This window comes from Alcaligenes sp. DN25, assembly GCF_023674485.1.
Taxonomy (GTDB): Bacteria; Pseudomonadota; Gammaproteobacteria; order Burkholderiales; family Burkholderiaceae_B; genus Alcaligenes; species Alcaligenes phenolicus.
Window position 1 is genome coordinate 1,055,318 of the sequence record NZ_CP098408.1, and the last position, 20,603, is coordinate 1,075,920.

Below are 20,603 nucleotides of genomic sequence, written 5' to 3' on the forward strand. Positions count from 1 at the left end.
GAGCAGAACCAGGCTGTTTATTATGGCGTTTGAGGGTTCAAGCAAGCGCGAGACATAAAAAAAGACGGGCTGACTGCGCCGTCTTTTTATACCTGCCGCTAAGTAAGATCAGCCTTTTTCCAGGCCAGCCTGTACGGGGCGTGCCCCCAGCTTGTCGATCAGAACCTGGGGATTGATGCCCAGCAAATAGCCTCGTCGGCCACCATTGATGTAAATGGTGTCGAATTCCAGCAGTTCTTCTTCCAGCCACACCGGCATGGCCTTGCGGGTGGCAAAGGGCGAGGTGCCGCCAACCATATAGCCAGAATGGCGTTGAGCCACATCTGGTTTACAGGGGGCGATCTTTTTCGCGCCGGTTTGACGGGCCAGATTCTTGGTGGAGACTTCACGGTCGCCGTGCATCACGATGATCAGGGGCTTGGCGCTTTCATCTTCCATTATCAGGGTCTTGGCCACCCGGTGCAGATCCAGACCCAGCTGGGCTGCCGCTTCCATGGCTCCGCCATGATCGACATAGTTGTAGCTATGCTCGGTAAAGGAAATGCCATTTTTACGTAGCCACTGTGTGGCCGGTGTTTCGCTAACGTGTTTTTCTTTAGCCATATCTTGGTAGTGCGCTCAGGCGCGTGGATGATGGGCTGCGTGCAAGGCTTTCAAGCGCTCACGTGCCACATGAGTATAAATCTGGGTCGTGGAAATGTCGGCGTGTCCCAAGAGCATTTGCACCACGCGCAGGTCGGCGCCGTGGTTGAGCAAATGGGTCGCGAAAGCATGACGTAAAACGTGCGGCGACAAGGGGGCCAGAACACCGGCCTGAACCGCATATTTCTTGACGATCAACCAAAAGGATTGGCGGCTCATGCAGGTGCCGCGCCCGGTAATAAAGACAAAATCGCTGCGGCGCTGGCCCAGCAAGGCAGGGCGGGATTCCTGCATATAGCGTTCGATCCAGTGCAGGGCCTCCTGCCCCAAGGGCACCAGCCTGTCCTTGCCCCCCTTGCCCTGGTCGATGCGCAGCACGCCATCGCTCAGGCTCAGGTTCTGCAAGGGCAGTTCAGTCAGTTCCGTGACGCGCAAACCGCTGGCATACAAGGTTTCCAGCATGCAGCGATCGCGCAGCCCCAAGGGATTATGTATGTCCGGGGCAGCCAGCAGGCGTTCTACCTGTTCTTCGGACAAGGTGTGCGGGACGCGTGGGGCCTGTCGGGCGCTGCTCAATTCCAGGCAGGGATCGTCCTGCCGCATGCCTTCTTGCACTGTCCAGTTGTAAAAGCGACGTAAGGTGGCCAGCCTGCGATTGGCTGTGCTGGCCTTGCTCTGATCTGCCTGGCTGGCCATCCATTCCCGCAAATCCTTGGCTTCCAACTGCTCCAGCGCTTTGCCTTCGCGCTCTTGTTGAGCCCATTCCTCCAGGCGTTCCAGATCCTGCCGATACGCTTGTTGGGTGTTGGCAGACAGGCCGTCCTGCAACCAGAGCATGGTGATGAAATCGGAAATCAGACTGGCTTGCGTCATGAGGATGGAAGAGTCGTAAAGCGTGCTTTTGGCAGCCGGAATGAAGCTGGAAAGCCATCATGCTATCACTCCGGGATGATGAGCTTCATTCAGCAGACGGGTAGATTTACGCTATATACCTATATATATTTCCTGATTATACTAATTCGTTACACCTGCCCTTGGAGGAGAAAACAATGTTCAAACGTGTCGTATCGGTCGCTGCCTTATCCCTGTTCTTGCAAGGCGCCGCGCAAGCCGATGAATTGGTTGTGGCCGCCGCCGCCAGTCTGACCAACGCCTTCAAGGAACTGGCTGGCCAGTTTGAGGCAGAGCATCCGGGCACCAAAGTGCTGACCAGTTTTGCAGCATCGGACGTGCTGTTGCAGCAGATCGTCAATGGCGCTCCTGTGGATGTGTTTGCTTCGGCAGATCAGAAAGCCATGAACAAGGCCGAAGAGGCCAAGGCTGTGGATCCTGCCACCCGCAAGAATTTTGTGCAGAATCAGGTTGTGCTGATTGTGCCTAGCGACAACCCTGCCAGGGTTACGAACGCTGGCGATCTAGGCAAGGAGGAAGTCAAACGCGTTGCTTTAGGTAATCCGGCTGTCGTCCCTGTGGGTCGTTATACTCAGGCCGCTCTGGAGAAAGCCGGTCAGTGGGATGCGGTGAAACAGCGTGAAATTCTGGGCCAGAACGTGCGTCAGGTGCTGGATTATGTCGCTCGTGGTGAAGTGGAAGCCGGTTTCGTGTTCGCGACCGACGCGGCCATCATGAAAGACAAGGTGGAAGTGCTGGAAGTGCTCAAGACCACGGAACCTGTCACTTACCCGATTGCCTTGGTGCAGCGCGAAGGCCGTAATGACAAGGCTCAGGCTTTCCAGGATTTCGTCATGTCTGAATCCGGACAGCAAGTGCTGGCAAAATACGGTTTTGCCAAGCCTTGACAGGATTTTGATCGTCGGATGACTTCACTTTGGATTCCTCTGTGCTTATCGCTCAAGGTCGCCGGTTGGGCGACCTTGTTTGCCTGTGTGCTGGGTATAGGAGTGGCCTATGCCTTGTCGCGCTGGCAGTCGCGCTGGTGTGATCTGCTTGATTCCATCTTGACCTTGCCCATGGTTTTGCCGCCTACCGTCATCGGCTATTACCTGCTGGTCTTGCTGGGTCGGCGCAGTGCCTTTGGGCAATGGCTCTCCAGTATGGGGATTGAACTGGTCTTTACCTGGCAGGGCGCGGTGATTGCCGCGACTGTCGTAGCTTTTCCCATGATTTTGAAGGCCGCGCGTGCGGCTTTTGAGGATGTGGACCCCCGCCTGGAAAATGCGGCCAGCGTGCTGGGTCTGAAGCCCTTGGCCATCTTCTTTCGTGTCAGCCTGCCTTTGGCAGCGCGTGGCATCATGGCAGGCGTTTTGCTGGCCTTTGCCCGCGCTTTGGGCGAGTTCGGCGCTACGTTGATGATCGCGGGCAGCATACCGGGGCGCACCCAAACCATGTCCATCGCCATTTACGAGGCAGTCCAGGCAGGGGAGGATCAGCAGGCATTGGTGCTGGTCGCTATTATTTCGATTACTTGTGTGCTGGTCCTGTGGAGTACCAGTGCCTTGTCACCCCGTCACGTACGCCGTAAAAGAGGGATGCAATGAGCCTGACTGTACAGATTCAACGCACCGTGGTCAGCGAGGCCCGTCATTTCGACTTGAACATTCAGATTCAAACCGAAGCCCGTCATATTGCCCTGTACGGGCCTTCGGGTTCGGGCAAGTCCTTGACGGTGCAAAGCGTGGCGGGCTTGTTGCGGCCCGACCATGGCCGCATTCAAATTGGCAATCAGGTCTATTTTGATTCTGAAAAAGGCATCAACCTGAAACCACGCGAGCGTCGGGTGGCGTACCTGTTTCAGGACTACGGCCTGTTCCCGCATCTGACCGCAGCACAGAATATTTGCTTTGGTCTGAACACGGGCTTGTTCAACCGCTCCGTGCGAGACATGCCTGCGGCTGCCCAGCGTTGGGTAGAAGCGTTTCAGCTGGAGTCGGTATTAAGCAGCTATCCCGCCCAACTGTCGGGCGGGCAAAAGCAGCGTTGTGCCTTGGCGCGAGCCTTGGCTATTGAACCTCAGCTGCTTTTGCTGGATGAGCCTTTGGCGGCCCTGGATCAGGACTTGCGTGCGCGTTTGCGGGCTGAACTGGCTCAGTTGCAAAGCCAGATCGATATTCCCACTATCCTGATCACCCACGATCCTGAGGATGCCAGGGCCCTGGCCCAAGAGGTCTATCGTATTCGCGATGGACGCATTATCGAATGCTGTACCAGCGCGGATCTGGAAGCTCTTACAGCGTAGCGATCATCACGCTGGATGCCTTGAACAGTGCATAGGCGGACTGGCCTGCTTCCAGGTGCAAGCGCTGTGTGCTGTCCAGGGTGATGCTGGCGGTGACTGTCAGGCCCTGTGGCAGTTCCAGACGTACTTCTGCATTGACGGCACCGGTAATGACATCGGTAATCGTGCCGGGCAGTTGATTGCGTGCGGACAGGGAGTTACGGGTGTCGCCCGTGCCAATCATGATCGAGGACGCTTTCAGAAAGGCCAGAACTTTCTGCCCCTCACGCAGGCCCAGGTTTTCCGTGCTTTCTCGTGTGATGGACGCGACCACGATTTGGCCCTGGCCAATATCCACATGAATTTCGTCGTTGACGGCTCCCGTTTTAATCGTGGTAACGATACCGGGCAGTTGGTTGCGAGCCGAAGTTTGCATGATCATGGTTTGGAGTAACTCCATTTGAGTCGCCACGGAAGGCATTAAACGACCAATACGGCTCATGAAGCGTTGATGCAGCCGGTCGTAGGTTTGATACAGCTCCAGCAGTTCGACGGCTTTGGGCGTCAGGGTGGCACCGCCACCACGATGACCGCCCGTACTGCGCAGCACCAGAGGTTCGCCCGCCATATTATTCATGATGTCGATGGCGTCCCAGGCCGCTTTGTAGCTGATGCCAATATGACGGGCAGCGGCAGAGATCGAACCCTGCTCGGCAATGGCGGCCAGCAAGGCCATACGGCGGGCGCTACCCCAGGTATGGTCGCCAGTGCGCAGCGACAGGCTGCCGGTTAATTCGGTATTGGGGGTGTTTGAACTAGACATGGTGATAAGTGTAAGGGCGGGAACAAACTAGGGATAGAGCGCCGGTACAATGGCCGGATCAGCGCTGCTGGCCGTTCTGTTTTCTTGCAACCTTAACTGGTTTTTTCTATGTACGACACCCCTGCTGTTTCCATGGCTCAATTGCAGGAGCTCAATAGTGCCGAGACGGTTGTCTTGACCGTGAACAAGCGCTATGCGCGCCGCCTGCTGGGACATTTGTCGGCCCGTCTGGCGGGTGCTGGCGGGACGGTTGCCGTACCGGAAATTGTGCCTTTGGGCGCGTGGCTGGCGCAGGCCAGCGATCAGCTTTGCTTTTCCGAACAATGGCAACCAGCCGCGCACCAGATGGATCGTTTCGCCGCCTTGCAGCGCTGGGAGCACAGTATCGAGCAGTGCGAGGAAGAGGGTTATTTCCTGGATGTAGGCCAGGCAGCGCGCCTGGCCTGTGAAGCCGATACCTTGCTGGATGAATGGAATATCGAGCTGAAACCCGGCGAGGCCAGCGTGGATTTTGAACGCTTCATGCAATGGCGCTCTCACTACCGGCAAAGCCTGGAGCAGGCAGATCTGGATGATGCAAACCTGGCTGCGGAGCGTGTGCTCAAAGCGGTGCAGGCAGGCGCCTTGCACATGCGTCATCGCCATATGGTGCTGCATGGTTTTCATGAATATTCGCCACGCCTGCAAAGTTTGTTGAGTGGTTTGCAGGACATGGGGGTAGAGATTCTCCAGCTGCAGCACGAAGAGGCTCCGGCGACAGAGGTGTATCGGGTGCAGGCGCAGGATGCGGATACGGAATGGCGCCTGGCGGTGCAGTGGGCGCGTCGTCAATTGGACGAGGACCCGGATCGCACAGTAGCCATTGTGGCCGCGCAGCTGGAAACGCAATTGCCGCTGGTGCATCGTCTTTTGCGACAGGCCATGCACACGGATCAAGGTGCGTTGCCCTATAACGTGGCGGCAGCCCGATCCTTGGCTGAGTGGCCAGTGGTTGAAGCGGCCATGGCCTGGTTGAAGGCCTTGTTTACGCTGGCGACCAAGGGGCAGGCCGAGCCCGCCATGCTGGGCGAAGCCTTGCGTTTGGGAGCGTGTCAGGCAGAACAGTCTGAAGCAGGTGGCCGTGCCCGCATTGACAAGGCCTGGCGCGACAACCGCATTACACAAGTTAGCCGTAAAGAATTTGCCGACATGCTCAGCTTCCACACACCCGAACTGGCTCTGGCCTGGGGCAAGGCGGTGGAACGCTTCGAGTCCGTATCGGCAGGCGCTCAAGGAGTGGATACCTGGGCGTCGGTCATGCGCCAATGCCTGGAGGCTTTGGGCTTTCCGGGCACTAACCGTCTGGATAGTGCCCAGTTTCAAACTCTGGAGGCTTTGGAAGCCTTGCTGCTGCAACTGGCGCAGCAAGCGCCGGTCTTGGGTCGCATCAGTGCCTTGAAGGCACAAAGCGCTTTGGCCCGCATGGCCCGTGAAAATTTGTTCCAGCCACAACGAGACCCACGTTCCCGGCTGGACGTGCTGGGTTTTCTGGAAGCGGAAGGCGGGCGCTGGGATACCGTATGGGTGCTGGGCCTGACCGATGATATTTTGCCTGCTGCGGTCAAACCCAATCCTTTGATTCCTGCCCAGGTGTTGCGTCGAGTCTCGGCACCTCGCAGTACGCCAGAGCGGGAGCTGGAATGGGCGCGCTGGATGCTGAGTGCCTTGCTACGCTGTGGGAATCAGGTTTTGCTAAGTGCGCCTTTGCATCAGGGCGAACAGGAGCTGAGGCCCAGTCCCTTGATTGCTCATTGGCCTGTGCTTGAAATGCCTTGGGCGGTGCAGGCAGAGCAGGCCGTCGCACAGGAAGCCTTGCTGGACGAGCAAGGCCCCAGCTTGAAACAGGAAGAGCGCATACGTGGCGGGATCAGTGTGCTGGATACCCAGGCTCGCAATCCCTTGTGGGCGTTTGTGAAGTTTCGGCTACATGGTCAGGCCTTGCCCGACTACGCCCGTGTGGGCGATATGAATACACGCGGGATGTTCCTGCACCGCGCCGTCGAATTGTTCTGGCTGCGTGTGAAGGATCAGGACAGCCTGCATGAGCTGATTGGTGAGGGCTCACTGCTGGATGTGGTGCAAACGTGCATCGATCAAGCGGCGCAAGAAGAGCTGGCCGATTACGGTCCAGTGCTGCGCAGCCTGGAAATGGAGCGGGGTCTGGCCGTCTTGAATGAGTACGCTCATCAGGAAGCCCAGCGCCCACCGTTCGCCCTGGGGGCGACGGAGCATGAATTGAGCTGGAATCGAGGCTTGTTACGTCTGAACCTGCGTCTGGACCGCTTGGATGATCTGGCTGATGGCGAGCAATTACTGTTGGATTACAAAACCGGCATAGGCGAGCTGCGGCCCGATAAAGACTGGCTGCGGCCCAGACCCGTGAATCTGCAATTGCCGTTTTATGCCGCCGCCTTGCAGGATGAGGGCCGCACCGTCAGTGGTTTGGCCTTTGTACGCTTGCATGCCCGACAGGTCGGTTTAAGCGGTTTGGCCGCGCCCGGCATGGATATTGAGGGTCTGACCGAATTGGAGAGCGCCCAGCAGTGGACCGCCCAAATCGCGCAGTGGAAACAGGCGGTGGAAGGCTTGGCAGATGAGTTCCTGCAAGGGCAGGCCGCCAACCAGATCTGGAACCGCAACGATTTGCTGTATTGCGATGTTTTGCCCTTTTTACGTTTGTTCCAGGAAGACCTCCAAGACAATGGAGGAGAGGTGTAATGGTGACAGTCCCTAGCGATAGCCCCGCCCGTGCACGGGCACTGGACCCCGAGTCCTCCTTTCTGGTCCAGGCCCCAGCCGGTTCCGGCAAGACAGAGCTGCTGACCGATCGGATTCTGGCCTTGCTGGCTCGCGTGCAGCGGCCAGAAGAAATAGTGGCCATTACCTTCACCCGTAAAGCTGCGGCTGAAATGCATGCGCGTGTACTGGAGAAGTTGGCCGCTGCCAATCAGGAACGGCCTGCCGAGCCCTACCGGGTACGCAGCTGGGAACTGGCGCGTGCCGCCATGCAGCGCAATCAGGAGCAGCAGTGGGATTTGCTGGCTTACCCGGCCCGTTTAAGCATCCGGACCATCGACTCCTTGTGTGCCCACCTGGTACGCGCCATGCCCTGGATTACGGGGCTGGGCGGGGTTCCGGCCATTACCGATAAGGCCCAGGAGCATTACGAAGCGGCGGCTTGGGCCACGCTGGAGATGGCGGAAAGCGTGCCCAGCGTGGCGCGTTTTCTGGAACACATGGATGTGAACCTGCTGCAGGCGCAAGCTCTGTTGGCCGGTATGTTGGCCAGCCGTGAACAGTGGTTGCCAGCGGTGGGGCAGGGCGGTGATGTAGCCTTTTTACAAGACAGTTTGCGTGAGGTGGTGGAGCAGCAGCTGCAGCAGCTAAGCGATTCACTGCCACCCGGTTGGGCGCGAACCTTGGCCCCCCTGGCCTGTTTTTCGGCCTCGAATCTGGAAAGCGGCGATGTGCTGGCCTTGGCGGATTGGCAAGGCGATAACCTGGCCCCGGTCATGGACGATTTGCCGCGCTGGCGTGGTCTGGCAGCCTTGTTGCTGACGGATAAAGGCGATCTGCGCAAAAGCCTGACGGTGCGTAATGGCTTTCCCCCTAAAACGGCACAAAAAGAAATGCTGACCGAGTGGTTGAGCAATTGTCTGGGGGCTGAGCCCTGGATTGCCCGCCTGGCCAGTGCACGCCTTTTGCCCGAGCAATACTCCCCCCAGCAGCAAGAAGTCCTGTCCAATCTGATTCAGGTCTTGTGGCTGGCTGCGGCGCAATTGAAACTGCGCTTTGCCGAGAAAGCTGAGGTCGATTTCACCGAGATTGCCCAACGTGCCTTGCAAGCCTTGGGTGATGCCGACGAGCCGGGCGAGCTGCTCTTGCGCATGGACAGGTCCATACGCCATTTGCTGGTAGACGAGTTCCAGGACACCAGCCAATCCCAGGTGCAGTTGCTGGAACGCCTGACCAGCGGCTGGGAGCCGGGCGACGGGCGCAGTCTGTTTTTGGTGGGCGACCCCATGCAGTCCATTTACCGTTTCCGCAAGGCGGAAGTGGGTTTGTTTCTGCAAGTCTGGCAAGCTCGACGCTTGGGCGAAGTAGAGCTGGAGCCGCTGAATCTCAGTAATAACTTCCGTTCACATCCGCGCTTGGTGGAATGGGTGAACAAAGTGGGGGCGCAATTGTTTCCGGCTCGACCTGACCCGGATCTGGGCATGGTCACCTACGAACACTCGACCGCCTTCAAGCCCGATATCCCCGATTGGGCGGTGCATTTTCATCCGTCCTGGCATTTCCGAGTGGCTAGGGGAGAGGACGCTGTGCCGTCGCAGCAAGCGGCTCAAGAGCGTGCAGTGCAGGAGGCGGTTCAGTGTGCGGCCCAAGCTCTGGAACGTTATCAGGACAGCGAACATCCGGTGGCGATTCTGGTGCGAGCACGTTCGCACTTGCATGGTCTGGTGCGCAAGCTGGGCGAGCAGGGCATACCGTGTCGAGCCGTAGAACTGGAACCCTTGCAACAGCGTCCTGTGGTGGCTGATCTGGTGCAGTTGGTCCGTGCCTTGGCGCACCCGGCTGATCGACTGGCTTGGCTGTCTGTGTTGCGCTCGCCATTGATCGGCCTGCGTTTGGAGAGTCTGCACCGCCTGTGCGCCTTGCATCCTACACAGACCTTGGCCGAGCTTACACACAATCAGGATTTTGAAGACTGGGATGCCAACGAGCGTTCTCGTCTGCTCTTTGCTTGCCAGATCTTGCTGGACAAAGGCAATCGTAGTGGCTTGATGCCTTTTGCTGCCTGGGTGCAGGAATGCTGGACGCGCTTGGGCGGGCCGCAAGTCTATCCAAGCCTGGCTGATCAGGCGGATGCAGAACAAGTCTTGCGTCTGCTGGAGGAGTTATGCCCTTACGGACCGCCCGACCAGCAACAATTGCAGGCCCGTGTGGAGTCGCTGTATGCCACCCCGCAAGGTACGGGCAAGGCCGTGGAGGTGATGACGATTCACAAGTCCAAGGGCCTGGAGTTTGAAACTGTCATTTTGTTTGGCTTGCACAAGCAGTCAGCAGCCGACTCCGAGCCGTTGATTCGTCTGGAGCACAGCGCCGAGCGCTTGATTCTGGGGCCGATCAGTCACAAGGGCAGCGAGCAGCGCGATCCGGTGTCGCAGTTTCTGGCGGCGCGGGAGCGTATCCGGGCCGAGCAGGAAAGCCACCGCTTGTTATATGTGGCCCTGACGCGTGCCCGTCAGGAGCTGCATCTGTTTGCGGAATTGAGTATCACCCAGGATAAGGGCCTGCGCGAGCCGGATGGCCGCTCCTTGCTGAGCCGTGTCTGGCCGGTCCTGGAGCAGCCACAGGCTCCTGTTTGGCAAGCCGAGCAGGGCGGACAGCAAGAGGAATCCGGGCAAGGTTCCGCGGCATTGTTGCAGCGAGTGGTGAGCTTGCCGGCCGCGCCGCCCGAGCAGTTGCAGGCCGACAGCCCGCAGTATCAAAGCTGGCAGTGGTCTCTGGACACGACTCATGAAAAAGCCATTGGTACGGTTGCCCACGACTGGCTGGAAAAGCTGGGCCGTGAAGGGCTGGAGCAATGGCCGGTAGAACGCTTGCAGCAAGGCCGCGCCGTGATGCGTCGTCAACTGTTGCGTGCTGGTGTGCCAGCGACCTATCTGGATGAAGCCGCCCAATCCCTGTTTGAAGCGATTACTGCGACCGTACAGACGGAACGGGGCCGCTGGCTGCTGGGCGTCAGCCGAGCTTACCGGGAATGGTCCTTGCTGGACGTCAGTGGCCGGGTGTCGATTATTGACCTGGCCATTTCCCAGGAAGATCACTGGCTGGTGGTGGATTACAAGACCGGACGACCTGCCGAGCATGAAAGTCTGGACGATTTCAAGGCCCGGATGCTGGAGCGTTATGCGCCGCAATTGCAGCGGTATTGTGAGCAGGTGCAGGCTCTGGATGGCCGGCCCGCGCAGGCTGCACTTTATTTCCCGAGAGCCGATCTTTGGCTGCCGTATTGATGCTACACTATTGGTCGGCGGGCCCCTCCGCATGGTTCGGCGGTGAATCTGGTCAGGTCGGGAACGAAGCAGCCACAGCCGTGCAGAATCAGTGCCGGAGTCAGGCTCGCCACTTCATTTGCTTATCGGGTTATGCGCGCCCGGTCTATCTGCTTCCCTTCAGCACCGAATCCGGTACACTTTTCCTTTCGCTTATTTGTATTGATGGTTCACGCCGTCCGGAATTCGCATGACCTATCTCGTTCTGGCCCGCAAGTGGCGCCCCCGTTCCTTTGACACCTTGGTTGGTCAGGACCACGTGGTGCGCGCTCTGACGCACGCCCTGGATACCCAGCGCCTGCACCATGCCTGGCTGTTTACGGGCACACGCGGCGTGGGCAAGACCACCTTGTCGCGTATTCTGGCCAAGTCGCTGAACTGCGAAACTGGCATCACTTCCAAGCCCTGTGGCGTTTGCCGCGCTTGTACCGAGATTGATGCTGGCCGCTTTATTGATTATGTAGAGCTGGACGCCGCTTCCAACCGTGGTGTGGAAGAGATGACCCAGCTGCTGGAGCAGGCGGTCTACGCCCCCAGCTCGGGCCGTTACAAGGTCTACATGATTGACGAAGTTCACATGCTGACCGGGCACGCCTTCAACGCCATGCTCAAGACGCTGGAAGAGCCGCCAGCGCACGTCAAATTCATTCTGGCCACGACCGATCCGCAAAAGATTCCGGTCACGGTCTTGTCGCGCTGTCTGCAATTCAATTTGAAGCAGATGACAGTGCCCGCGATTGTGGGCCATCTGCAAGACATTCTGACTCAGGAAGAAATGCAGTTCGAGCTGCCTGCCTTGCGTTTGCTGGCACAGGCAGCTGATGGCTCCATGCGCGATGCCTTGTCGCTGAGCGACCAGGCTATTGCCTATAGCGCGGGCGATCTTAGCGCCCAGGCTGTGCAAGCCATGCTGGGCACCATTGATCAACGCCACCTGGCGCAATTGCTGCAAGCGCTGGTCGCTTACGATGCACAGGCCATTATGGGTGTGGCCGATGATCTGGCCTTGCGCGGCCTGTCTTATTCGGGCGCTCTGGCTGATCTGGCAACCTTGTTGTCCCGTATCGCCATCGAGCAGCGCATTCCCGGCACGATTTCTGATGATGATCCTCTGGCAGAGGCGGTGCGGCAACTAGCGCCCATGCTCTCGCCCGATCATGTGCAGTTGTTTTATTCGGTAGCGGTGCATAGCCGTCAGGAGCTGTCTTTGGCTCCGGATGAGTACGCCGGTTTTGTGATGGCGTGCTTGCGCATGCTGGCCTTGCTGCCCGAGCCCGTCTCGGCGTATGTGCCACCGCCAGCAGGGCCTTCGGGGTCTGATACTGCTGGTGCTGGTGCTGGTGCTGGTGCTGGTGCTGGTGCTGGTGCTGGCGCGGCTCAGGCTGCTCCCGCTCCTGCGGCAGCCCCCGCTGCCTCTGTTGATGCCGCCGCCTCTGCCGCGCCTCTACAGCAAGCTGCGCAGGGTGCGCAAACAGAGCCGAGCACGCAAACCGCACAAGCAGTACAAGCCGCGCAAACCACTCAGCCTGCGGTTAGCCCACAGGCCGCGTCTCAGCAGGCACAGGCTTCTGTCCCTGCAGCCGCCCCGGTCGCTAATGTTGCCCGTGCACATGCAGCCCAAGCAGCGCCAGTCGCAGAATCCATCCCTGCTGACGACGATTTTGTCCCGGCCTGGGAAGATGCTCCCGAGCCTGCCGGTGCAGGGGCCAGCTATGACTCTTCAGAGTCTGCCCCAGCGGATGCAAACTTTGACGCCCGTTCCGCGACCAGTCAGCCTCAAGAAGCTGCGACTGCAGTTGCTGGCAGCAGCGCTGTTGAAGCCGTCCAAGCGGCATCGACTCCATCCGCCCCGTCAGCCCAGCCAGCCGCAGAGCCCACCTCCGCATCCCAGGCTGATTCCTCTGCCGACCCTGTAGCGGAATCCTCCAAAGCCCAGGGCAAGAGCAGTGCTCAGCCCCTGATGTCGTCTCAGGCCCAGGCCGCTGCCCGAGTAGACCCGGTGGCAGAAGAAGCGCCGCCAGCCGTCTCCACCCAGGACGGCCCGGAAGAGCCCGCCTGGCTGTCCGAGGGCATGGACGAAGAGTTCGAGAATTACCAACCTCTGGATATGGACGCGGCTCGTGCCGAAGAAGACGGCGATGTACCGTCTGTGTCCCTGTCTGATCGCTTCATGCCCGACACTGAACTGGGCCTGCCTGTACCGCAAAGCGGTTCGGACAGCCCGCGTACCGTCCGTCTGGGCGGCATGAAACCGGAAACCTGGCCTGAAGTGGCAACCAGCCTGCCCTTAAGTGGCTGGGCCGCTGAATTGGCCCGCCAGAGCGAATGGCTGGGCGTGAAAGGCCAGGAAATCCACCTGCGTGCCAAAATCAAGGCCACTGAAGGCAGCCAGGGCAAAGCGCGCTTGCGCACCGTTTTGTCGGAATACTTTGCCCAGTCCATTCAGTTGGTGATCGAATACGGGGATACGGGCGATGCTACCGCGCATGCCGTGGAGCAGGCCAAGCTGGCCGAGCGCCAGCGGCAGGCCGAAGAGCAGGTTGCCCAGGATCCCTTTGTCTTGAGCCTGATCCAGGACTTTGACGGCAGCGTCAAAGCCGGATCGATCAAGGCCACTCCTTTGGTTCGGGCCGCCTGAATGGCCCCTTGTCAATTTATATCAATCAGGAAAACCAAACCATGATGAAAGGTCAGATTGCCGGCTTGATGCGCCAGGCGCAGCAAATGCAGGAAAACATGAAAAAGGCCCAGGAAGCCTTGGCCGATATCGAGGTCGAGGGCGTTTCCGGTGGTGGTCTGGTCAAGGTCATCATGAACTGCCGCCACGATGTGCGCCGTGTCTCTATCGACCCCAGCCTGCTGGAAGACGAAAAAGAGATGCTGGAAGATTTGATTGCTGCTGCCTTTAACGATGCACAGCGCAAAGCCGAGGCAACGTCGCAGGAAAAAATGGCGGGTGTTACCGCTGGCCTGCCACTGCCACCCGGTATGAAGTTCCCGTTCTAATGAACGAACCGCAGATCGCTGAGCCCGAACCGCTTCGGGCTCTGATCCAGGCTCTGCGTCGGCTACCCGGTGTGGGCGAGCGTAGCGCTCGCCGCATGGCCTACCACTTGTTGCAACACGACCTGGTAGGCGCCGACCAATTGAGCCGCGCTCTTGAACATGCCGCGACGGCACTGCAGCACTGTCAGCGCTGCAATGGTTTCACTGTTCAACCTATCTGTGAAACCTGTGCCAATCCCCGCCGTGATCCGGCGTTGTTGTGTGTGGTGGAGACGCCTGCCGATCAAAACATGATCGAGGCTACGCATGGCTATCGAGGCCTTTACTATGTGCTGATGGGGCGTTTGACGCCGCTGGAAGGCATAGGCCCGGATGCCTTGCAATTTGACCGCTTGCTAGAGCGAGCCGGTGATGGCCAAGTGCAGGAAGTGATTCTAGCGACCAATTTCACCGCAGAGGGCGAAACTACCGCCCATCATCTGGCGGAAATGCTCACTAGCCAAGGTTTGAAAGTGACTCGACTGGCACGCGGTGTGCCAGCCGGGAGCGAGCTGGAGTACGTAGACCCCAGCACCATTGCCTGGGCTTTGATGGAGCGTCGCGCCACGTAAACGGGTTTGACCGCTTGGCGGACAAGGGGGGGACACCCCCCTTTGTTTTTTAGTATAAGTATCAGACCTAAATAATTAATGACCAACAACAAGAAGGGGATTGCCATGAAACTGACTCGTCGTCATGCACTCAAGCTGGTTGGAGCATCGGGATTGGCACTGTCGCTGCCAACATTGGCCCGTGCACAGGAAATCGAGAAAAAAAGCATCACGATTGCCGTCGGTGGCAAAGCGCTGATCTATTACCTGCCTTTGTCCATTGCCGAGATCAACGGCTATTTTGATGATGAAGGCCTCAAGGTCAAAGTGGCCGACTTTGCCGGTGGCTCCAAGGCCCTGCAAGCGGTTGTCGGTGGTAGTGCCGATGTCGTCTCGGGCGCTTTTGAGCACACCATCAACTTGCAGGCCAAAGGGCAGATGTACCGTGCCTTTGTGCAGCAAGGACGCGCACCGGCCATCGTTTTGGCCGTGTCCAACAAGACGATGGCTGACTATAAGTCGCCTGCGGATTTGAAGGGCAAGAAAATCGGTGTGACCGCACCGGGTTCCTCGACCAATATGATGGTCAACTTCTATCTGGAGCAGAATGGTCTGAAACCCTCGGACGTGGCCTTTATCGGTGTAGGCGCTGGCGCGGGTGCGGTTACTGCCATGCGTACGGGTCAGATCGATGCCATGGCTAACCTGGACCCGGTTATCGGCACCTTGCTCAAGGAGAACGAAGTACGTGTCATTGCTGACACCCGTACCGTTGCCGACACCAAGACCATTTTTGGCGGCAATATGCCTTCGGCCTGCTTGTACGCCTCTGAAGACTTCATCACCAAGAATCCGAACACGGCTCAGGCCCTGGCCAACGCCATCGTGCGCGCCGACAAATGGATTCAGGCCAACGACGCTGAAACCATTGCCAGAACCGTGCCTGCCACCTACCTGCTGGGTGATGTAGAGCTGTACAAACAATGTCTGGACGCCAATAAAGAAGCACTCTCGCCAGATGGTCTGGTCGATGCTGATGGCCCCGCTACCGCCTTGAATGCGCTGGCCGCTTTTGTGCCGAATCTGGACGCATCCAAGATTGATACCAGCAAGATCTTCACCAACGAGTTTGCTGAAAAAGCCAACAAGAAGTATCCCAATGTCTGAGGCAGCACTTTCTTTAGATAACATCAGCTGTGTTTTTGCATCCCGCGATGGCAAAGGTACGTACACAGCGGTTCGTGACGCCAGCCTGAGCATTGCTCCAGGCGAATTTGTGTCGGTTGTAGGCCCAACGGGCTGCGGCAAATCCACGCTCCTGAACGTAGGGGCGGGTTTGCTGAGCCCTTCGTCGGGCGAAGTGCGTGTGTTCGGTAAACCCCTGGAAGGGGTGAACGAGCGCGCTGGCTACATGTTCCAGGGCGAAGCGCTGATGCCCTGGCGCAGTGCCGAATCCAACGTGATGGCCGGTCTGGAGTTTGCCGGTGTCCCGCAGGACGAGGCCCGCGCCCGTGCCCAGGAGTGGCTCAAGCGAGTCGGCCTGGGTGGTTTCGGGGATCGTTACCCGCATCAGATGTCTGGCGGTATGCGCAAACGTGTCATGCTGGCCCAGACCCTGATTCGTGATCCCGACATCATTCTGATGGATGAGCCGTTCTCGGCGCTGGACATTCAGACCCGTCAATTGATGGAAAACGAGGTGCTGGAGATCTGGATGGCGCAGCGTAAAGCCGTGCTGTTCATCACTCACGACCTGGATGAAGCCATTGCCATGAGCGACCGGGTGGTGGTCCTGTCGGCCGGGCCGGGCACTCATCCCATCGGCGAATTTCATGTCGATCTTCCACGCCCTCGTGACGTGGCCGAAGTACGCAATGATCCTCGCTTTGTCGAATTGCATGCGGCAATCTGGGCCGTCTTGCGTGATGAAGTTCTGAAGGGTTATGCCCAGCAAAAGCGTGCCTGATATGTCTAAATCTATTACTCAATCCAAGCTGGCCCTGCGCGGCTGGCAAATCTCGCTGCTCATCGTCATTCTGGCTGCCTGGCACTTTTTTACGCTGGACCCCAAAGTAGCCTTCTTCTTTGGTCAGCCACTGGAAGTGGTCAAGGTGATCTGGGCCTGGTTCGTCACCAATGGTGATATTTACCTGCACCTGGGCGTGACCTTGAGCGAAACCCTGCTGGCCTTTGCCATCGGTACGATTGCCGGTCTGGCTTGCGGTCTGTGGCTGGGCCTGTCGCCGCGTGCGGCGGCCTTGCTGGACCCGTACCTGACGGCAGCCAACTCCATGCCGCGCGTGATTCTTGCGCCTATCTTCGGCATGTGGTTTGGTCTGGGTATCTGGTCCAAAGTGGCTCTGGCCGTGACTCTGGTGTTCTTTATCGTGTTCTTCAACGTATACCAGGGTGTGCGTGAAGTCAGCTCCACCTTGCTGGACAACGCCCGCATGCTGGGTGCCAGCCGTCGCCAGTTGCTGCGCCATGTCTATATTCCTTCGGCAACCAGCTGGGTGTTCTCCAGCCTGCACACCTCGGTCGGTCTGGCCTTTGTGGGTGCTGTGGTGGGTGAATACCTGGGTTCAGCCAGTGGGGTCGGTTATCTGATCTTGCAGGCAGAGGGCACATTGGACGTGAATACAGTGTTCGCCGGTATTGTTGTCCTGACGGTGTTTGCGCTGATCCTGGATGGGCTGGTCAGTGTCTTTGAGGATCGCTTGCTGGCCTGGCGGCCGCAAGGTGGCGGCACAGAAAAGCTCTGACCGCTGTCTGGCCCAAATGTCGAGAGAACCGGCTCCCGTTTCAGGAGTCGGTTTTTTTATGCCTGCTTGTTTTCGAGAGTGGGGACAGGGAGGAGACAGTTAGGCGCTTAAATACATAAAAGAACAAACATGACAGGATCGATATGTGGTTTTCACTCCTATCGCCCAGGCCCCAAAGTGCTATAGATCAAGGCCGCACCGCGTGATCGGTGTGTGCCAGCAGTCTTAGTATCTTGACGTGTTTGTTGTCAAACCAAGCAGATGGAGACGTACATGGAAAAACAGCATGACTACAACGCAATCGGCATGATTTACGAAGAGTTCAACCGGACCTCGCCCGCTCGGCTGGCAGAGGTCGCTACTGTGGAGCAGTTGCTGGGAGACGTGAAGGGCAAGTCTGTGCTGGATCTGGCCTGTGGTTATGGTTTTTTCGGGCGCCGGGCCTACGAGCATGGGGCAGCCAAGGTCGTGGGGGTGGATATTTCGGAGAGCATGGTTAATCAGGCTAAAGACATTTCCAGGCAGCAGAAGGAGGATATTGAGTTCCGGGTGGGAGACGTGCTGCAGATGGGGGTAATCGGGCAGTTCGACCGGGCAATTGCGGCCTTTCTGTTCAATTACTCCCGGTCAGTGCAGGAGTTGGAGCAGATGTTCCAGGCCGTGGCAGATAATCTGAAACCGGATGGTCGCTTGGTGGCCTATACCGTGAACCCGGACTTTCAGTTGGGAAAGGAGGATGTGGCCAAGTACGGTTTGAAAGTGCTGACGGAGGAGCCGTACCAAGAGGGCTTTCGGCATACTGCACACTTTAATGTGGGGCCGCCGATTCGTTTTACCTATCACCGCTGGAGTAAAGAGCATTACGAAGCAGCCCTGGCAAAGGCGGGTTTTCGGTCCTTTCGCTGGCAGATGCCGTTATTGACTCAGCAGGCTTTGGATGCCTATCCGCCAGGCTTTTGGGAAGACTACAAGAAGAATTGTCCACAAATCAGCTTGCTTTGCGAACGTTGAAAGAAAGTGTGCTGGATTAGAAAAGTGTGGTGTGTATTGACCTGAGCAAGATCTGGCTGCAGTCCAGATAGGGCTCAAAGCAAATCAGCCCGGCGCAATGCCGGGCTGATCCTTTTTGCTGATCAAGTTGTTGATCAAGCATGGGAGCTTCTTTTCGGGCTTTGCTGGGTGCAAAGCCTTTTAAACTGCAGTGCCACTGATCAAACCTGCTGACGCGCTTGCTGAATCAAGGAGTCCAGCTTGATGCCATCCGCGGTGAACTGACGGATGCCTTCGGCCAGCTTTTCAGTAGCCATCGCGTCCTGGTTCAAATCCGTGCGGAAAGTGATTTCATTGCTGGCACGCCATTCGGGGGCAACCGCCTTGGCGCGCGCCACATCCAGCATGGCAGGCACTTCACCTTGGGCTGCATCCAGCTGGCCCAGCAGATCCGGGCTGATGGTCAGCAGATCGCATCCGGCCAGCGCCTTGATCTGGCCGACATTGCGGAAGCTGGCACCCATGATCTCCGTGGGGATGTCATAGGTTTTGTAGTATTCGTAAATGCTGCGTACTGATCGCACGCCGGGATCGTTCTCGCCCTGGTTGGCGCTTTCGTCCCAGTCCTGGCCGGCGGTTTTCTTGAACCAGTCGTAGATGCGACCCACAAAGGGCGAGATCAGGGTGACTTTGGCCTGGGCGCAGGCGATGGCTTGCGGCAGGCAGAACAAAAGGGTCAGGTTGCAGTTGATGCCTTCGGCCTGCAGCGCACGGGCGGCCTGAATGCCTTCCCAGGTGCTCGCCAGCTTGATCAGTACCCGTTCGCGCGGCACACCGGCCTTTTCGTAATGCTGAATGATATGGCGGGCGCGCTCGACGCTGGCCAGGGTATCAAAGGACAGGCGGGCATCCACTTCGGTGGAGACGCGGCCGGGAACAATGTCCAGAATTTGTCGGCCAAAGGCAACCAGCAACAAGTCGCTGGTTTCTGCCAGGCTGGCGTGAGGGTGGTCGGCGATGACACGGTCCAGCAAGGGACGATAGGCCGCCTGCTGGACAGCCTTCAGAATCAGGGAAGGATTGGTTGTTGCATCGGTAGGGCGATACGCACGCATCGCTTCAAAATCGCCCGTGTCGGCCACTACGGTTGTGCACTGGCGCAGGGAGTCAAGCTGAGTAGTCATGTCTGTTACTAGTCCATCGCAAAGCCATCAAACCAATCAATTACTGTAGTCGATTTTCCAGGTTTTCGTGCCTGGTTTCGGTGTTATTACCGATAAACTACCGGAGAAACCCCGTTTGAGCATATAATTAGAAGGTTTAATATTAATTTCAGAATCCGGGGTTTTTAACGTGCTGCCGTCTTTATTTCCTGAGGAGTCCCGCACTATCACTAGTGCCGTCCTAGCCCTGGCGGATGGAACCCTATTCAAAGGGGTATCAATCGGTGCCGAGGGGCACTGTGTTGCTGAGATCGTTTTCAATACAGCCATGACGGGCTATCAGGAAATCCTGACAGACCCAAGCTACAGCGGTCAAATTGTTACGCTTACCTATCCGCACATCGGTAATACCGGTGTCAATCCAGAGGACTCCGAATCCACCAAAGCCCACGCTGCCGGGCTTGTCATTCGCGATTGTCCCGCCCGCCTGTCCAACTTCCGCTCCACCCAGTCTTTGCCCGACTACCTGAAAGCTCAGGGTGTTGTGGCCATCTCCGGTATCGACACCCGCAAGCTGACTCGCATTTTGCGTGAGAAAGGCTCCATGGGTGCCTGCATCCTGGTGGGTGATGACGCCGAACGTGCACTGGAACTGGCTCGCTCTTTCCCTGGCCTGAAAGGTCAGGACCTGGCCAAGGTGGTTACCACCGACAAGTCCTACAACTGGACCGAAGGTTCGTGGGAACTGGGCCAAGGTTTCTCCAAGCCCGAAGGCGACCGCTTCCACGTGGTGGCTTACGACTTTGGCGTCAAGGCCAACATCCTGCGCCTGTTGGCGGACCGTGGCTGTAAGGTCACCGTCGTGCCTGCGCAAACTCCATTGGCCGAGGTGCTGGCTTACGAACCCGATGGCGTGTTCCTGTCCAATGGCCCTGGTGATCCGGAGCCTTGCGATTACGCAATCGAAGCTTGCAAGGGCTTGCTGGAGCGCAAGTTGCCTGTGTTTGGTATTTGCCTGGGTCATCAGATCCTGGGTCTGGCCGTAGGTGCTCAGACCTTGAAGATGAAAAATGGCCACCACGGTGCCAACCACCCTGTGCAGGAACTGGCCAGCGGCCGCGTGTTCATCACCAGCCAGAATCACGGCTTTGCGGTGGATGCCACAACCTTGCCAGCCAATGCCAAGGTCACGCACATTTCTTTGTTCGACCAGAGCCTGCAAGGCTTCGAGTTGACAGATCGCCCCGCGTTTTGCTTCCAGGGTCACCCCGAAGCCACTCCCGGCCCGCGCGATATTGCCTCGCTGTTCGACAAATTCATCAGCCTGATGGCTGCCCACCAGGCCAATAAATAA

Annotated in this window: 17 protein-coding genes and 1 other RNA gene; 14 read left to right on the forward strand and 4 right to left on the reverse strand. The window is 58.0% G+C overall.

Going from position 1 to position 20,603, the window contains the following annotated elements; translation table 11 throughout:
- Positions 1–108: 108 nt before the first annotated feature.
- Positions 109–603 carry a Cys-tRNA(Pro) deacylase gene (gene ybaK, locus NBV64_RS04865; RefSeq protein WP_035270993.1) on the reverse strand — a complete coding sequence of 165 codons (495 nt, stop codon included), beginning with the start codon at positions 601–603 and terminating at the stop codon, positions 109–111.
- A 15-nt stretch (positions 604–618) separates the two neighbouring features.
- Positions 619–1,515, reverse strand: a complete 897-nt coding sequence (gene xerD / locus NBV64_RS04870; protein WP_009461321.1) for a site-specific tyrosine recombinase XerD — start codon at positions 1,513–1,515, stop codon at positions 619–621.
- A 176-nt stretch (positions 1,516–1,691) separates the two neighbouring features.
- On the opposite strand from xerD, the gene modA reads away from it, so the two are divergent.
- From modA to NBV64_RS04885, 3 genes are read left to right on the forward strand one after another with little or no spacing between them, the layout of a single operon-like run.
- The gene (modA, locus tag NBV64_RS04875) at positions 1,692–2,441 is read left to right on the forward strand and encodes a molybdate ABC transporter substrate-binding protein (RefSeq protein WP_250756785.1); all 750 of its coding nucleotides are present in this window, start codon (positions 1,692–1,694) and stop codon (positions 2,439–2,441) included.
- A gap of 18 nt (positions 2,442–2,459) precedes the next feature.
- Positions 2,460–3,140, forward strand: a complete 681-nt coding sequence (gene modB / locus NBV64_RS04880; protein WP_009461324.1) for a molybdate ABC transporter permease subunit — start codon at positions 2,460–2,462, stop codon at positions 3,138–3,140.
- The gene (locus tag NBV64_RS04885; protein ID WP_250756786.1) at positions 3,137–3,838 is read left to right on the forward strand and encodes a sulfate/molybdate ABC transporter ATP-binding protein; all 702 of its coding nucleotides are present in this window, start codon (positions 3,137–3,139) and stop codon (positions 3,836–3,838) included. Before modB ends, NBV64_RS04885 begins: the two co-directional genes overlap by 4 nt.
- Here the strand turns inward: NBV64_RS04885 and NBV64_RS04890 are convergent.
- Positions 3,828–4,640, reverse strand: coding sequence for a TOBE domain-containing protein (locus tag NBV64_RS04890; RefSeq protein ID WP_009461326.1), 813 nt, complete (start codon positions 4,638–4,640; stop codon positions 3,828–3,830). The two genes, NBV64_RS04885 and NBV64_RS04890, sit on opposite strands and share 11 nt — an antisense overlap.
- 108 nt (positions 4,641–4,748) lie before the next feature.
- Between NBV64_RS04890 and NBV64_RS04895 the strand changes: the two genes are divergently transcribed.
- From NBV64_RS04895 to NBV64_RS04940, 10 genes are all read left to right on the forward strand, one after another.
- The gene (locus NBV64_RS04895) at positions 4,749–7,397 is read left to right on the forward strand and encodes a hypothetical protein (RefSeq protein ID WP_250756787.1); all 2,649 of its coding nucleotides are present in this window, start codon (positions 4,749–4,751) and stop codon (positions 7,395–7,397) included.
- The gene (locus NBV64_RS04900) at positions 7,397–10,699 is read left to right on the forward strand and encodes a UvrD-helicase domain-containing protein (protein WP_250756788.1); all 3,303 of its coding nucleotides are present in this window, start codon (positions 7,397–7,399) and stop codon (positions 10,697–10,699) included. The genes NBV64_RS04895 and NBV64_RS04900 overlap by 1 nt, the downstream gene beginning before the upstream one ends.
- 16 nt (positions 10,700–10,715) lie before the next feature.
- Positions 10,716–10,813, forward strand: an RNA gene (gene ffs / locus NBV64_RS04905) — signal recognition particle sRNA small type.
- A 115-nt stretch (positions 10,814–10,928) separates the two neighbouring features.
- Complete coding sequence (dnaX, locus tag NBV64_RS04910) at positions 10,929–13,376, forward strand: DNA polymerase III subunit gamma/tau (RefSeq protein ID WP_250756789.1); 2,448 nt, start codon at positions 10,929–10,931, stop codon at positions 13,374–13,376.
- Positions 13,377–13,417: 41 nt separating this feature from the next.
- Positions 13,418–13,744 (forward strand): YbaB/EbfC family nucleoid-associated protein, encoded by a 327-nt coding sequence (locus NBV64_RS04915; RefSeq protein ID WP_009463063.1) that lies wholly within the window; start codon positions 13,418–13,420, stop codon positions 13,742–13,744.
- Positions 13,744–14,355, forward strand: coding sequence for a recombination mediator RecR (gene recR / locus NBV64_RS04920; protein WP_250756790.1), 612 nt, complete (start codon positions 13,744–13,746; stop codon positions 14,353–14,355). Before NBV64_RS04915 ends, recR begins: the two co-directional genes overlap by 1 nt.
- A 105-nt stretch (positions 14,356–14,460) precedes the next feature.
- Positions 14,461–15,501 (forward strand): ABC transporter substrate-binding protein, encoded by a 1,041-nt coding sequence (locus NBV64_RS04925; RefSeq protein ID WP_250756791.1) that lies wholly within the window; start codon positions 14,461–14,463, stop codon positions 15,499–15,501.
- The gene (locus tag NBV64_RS04930) at positions 15,494–16,300 is read left to right on the forward strand and encodes an ABC transporter ATP-binding protein (RefSeq protein WP_009463065.1); all 807 of its coding nucleotides are present in this window, start codon (positions 15,494–15,496) and stop codon (positions 16,298–16,300) included. The genes NBV64_RS04925 and NBV64_RS04930 overlap by 8 nt, the downstream gene beginning before the upstream one ends.
- Before the next feature lies 1 nt (position 16,301).
- Positions 16,302–17,096, forward strand: coding sequence for an ABC transporter permease (locus NBV64_RS04935; RefSeq protein ID WP_009463067.1), 795 nt, complete (start codon positions 16,302–16,304; stop codon positions 17,094–17,096).
- A gap of 273 nt (positions 17,097–17,369) precedes the next feature.
- Complete coding sequence (locus NBV64_RS04940; RefSeq protein WP_250756792.1) at positions 17,370–18,107, forward strand: class I SAM-dependent methyltransferase; 738 nt, start codon at positions 17,370–17,372, stop codon at positions 18,105–18,107.
- A 200-nt stretch (positions 18,108–18,307) separates the two neighbouring features.
- Here NBV64_RS04940 and tal read toward each other — a convergent pair whose 3' ends face one another.
- Positions 18,308–19,270, reverse strand: a complete 963-nt coding sequence (tal, locus tag NBV64_RS04945) for a transaldolase (RefSeq protein WP_250756793.1) — start codon at positions 19,268–19,270, stop codon at positions 18,308–18,310.
- A 169-nt stretch (positions 19,271–19,439) separates the two neighbouring features.
- On the opposite strand from tal, the gene carA reads away from it, so the two are divergent.
- Positions 19,440–20,603 (forward strand): glutamine-hydrolyzing carbamoyl-phosphate synthase small subunit, encoded by a 1,164-nt coding sequence (carA, locus tag NBV64_RS04950; protein ID WP_425541748.1) that lies wholly within the window; start codon positions 19,440–19,442, stop codon positions 20,601–20,603.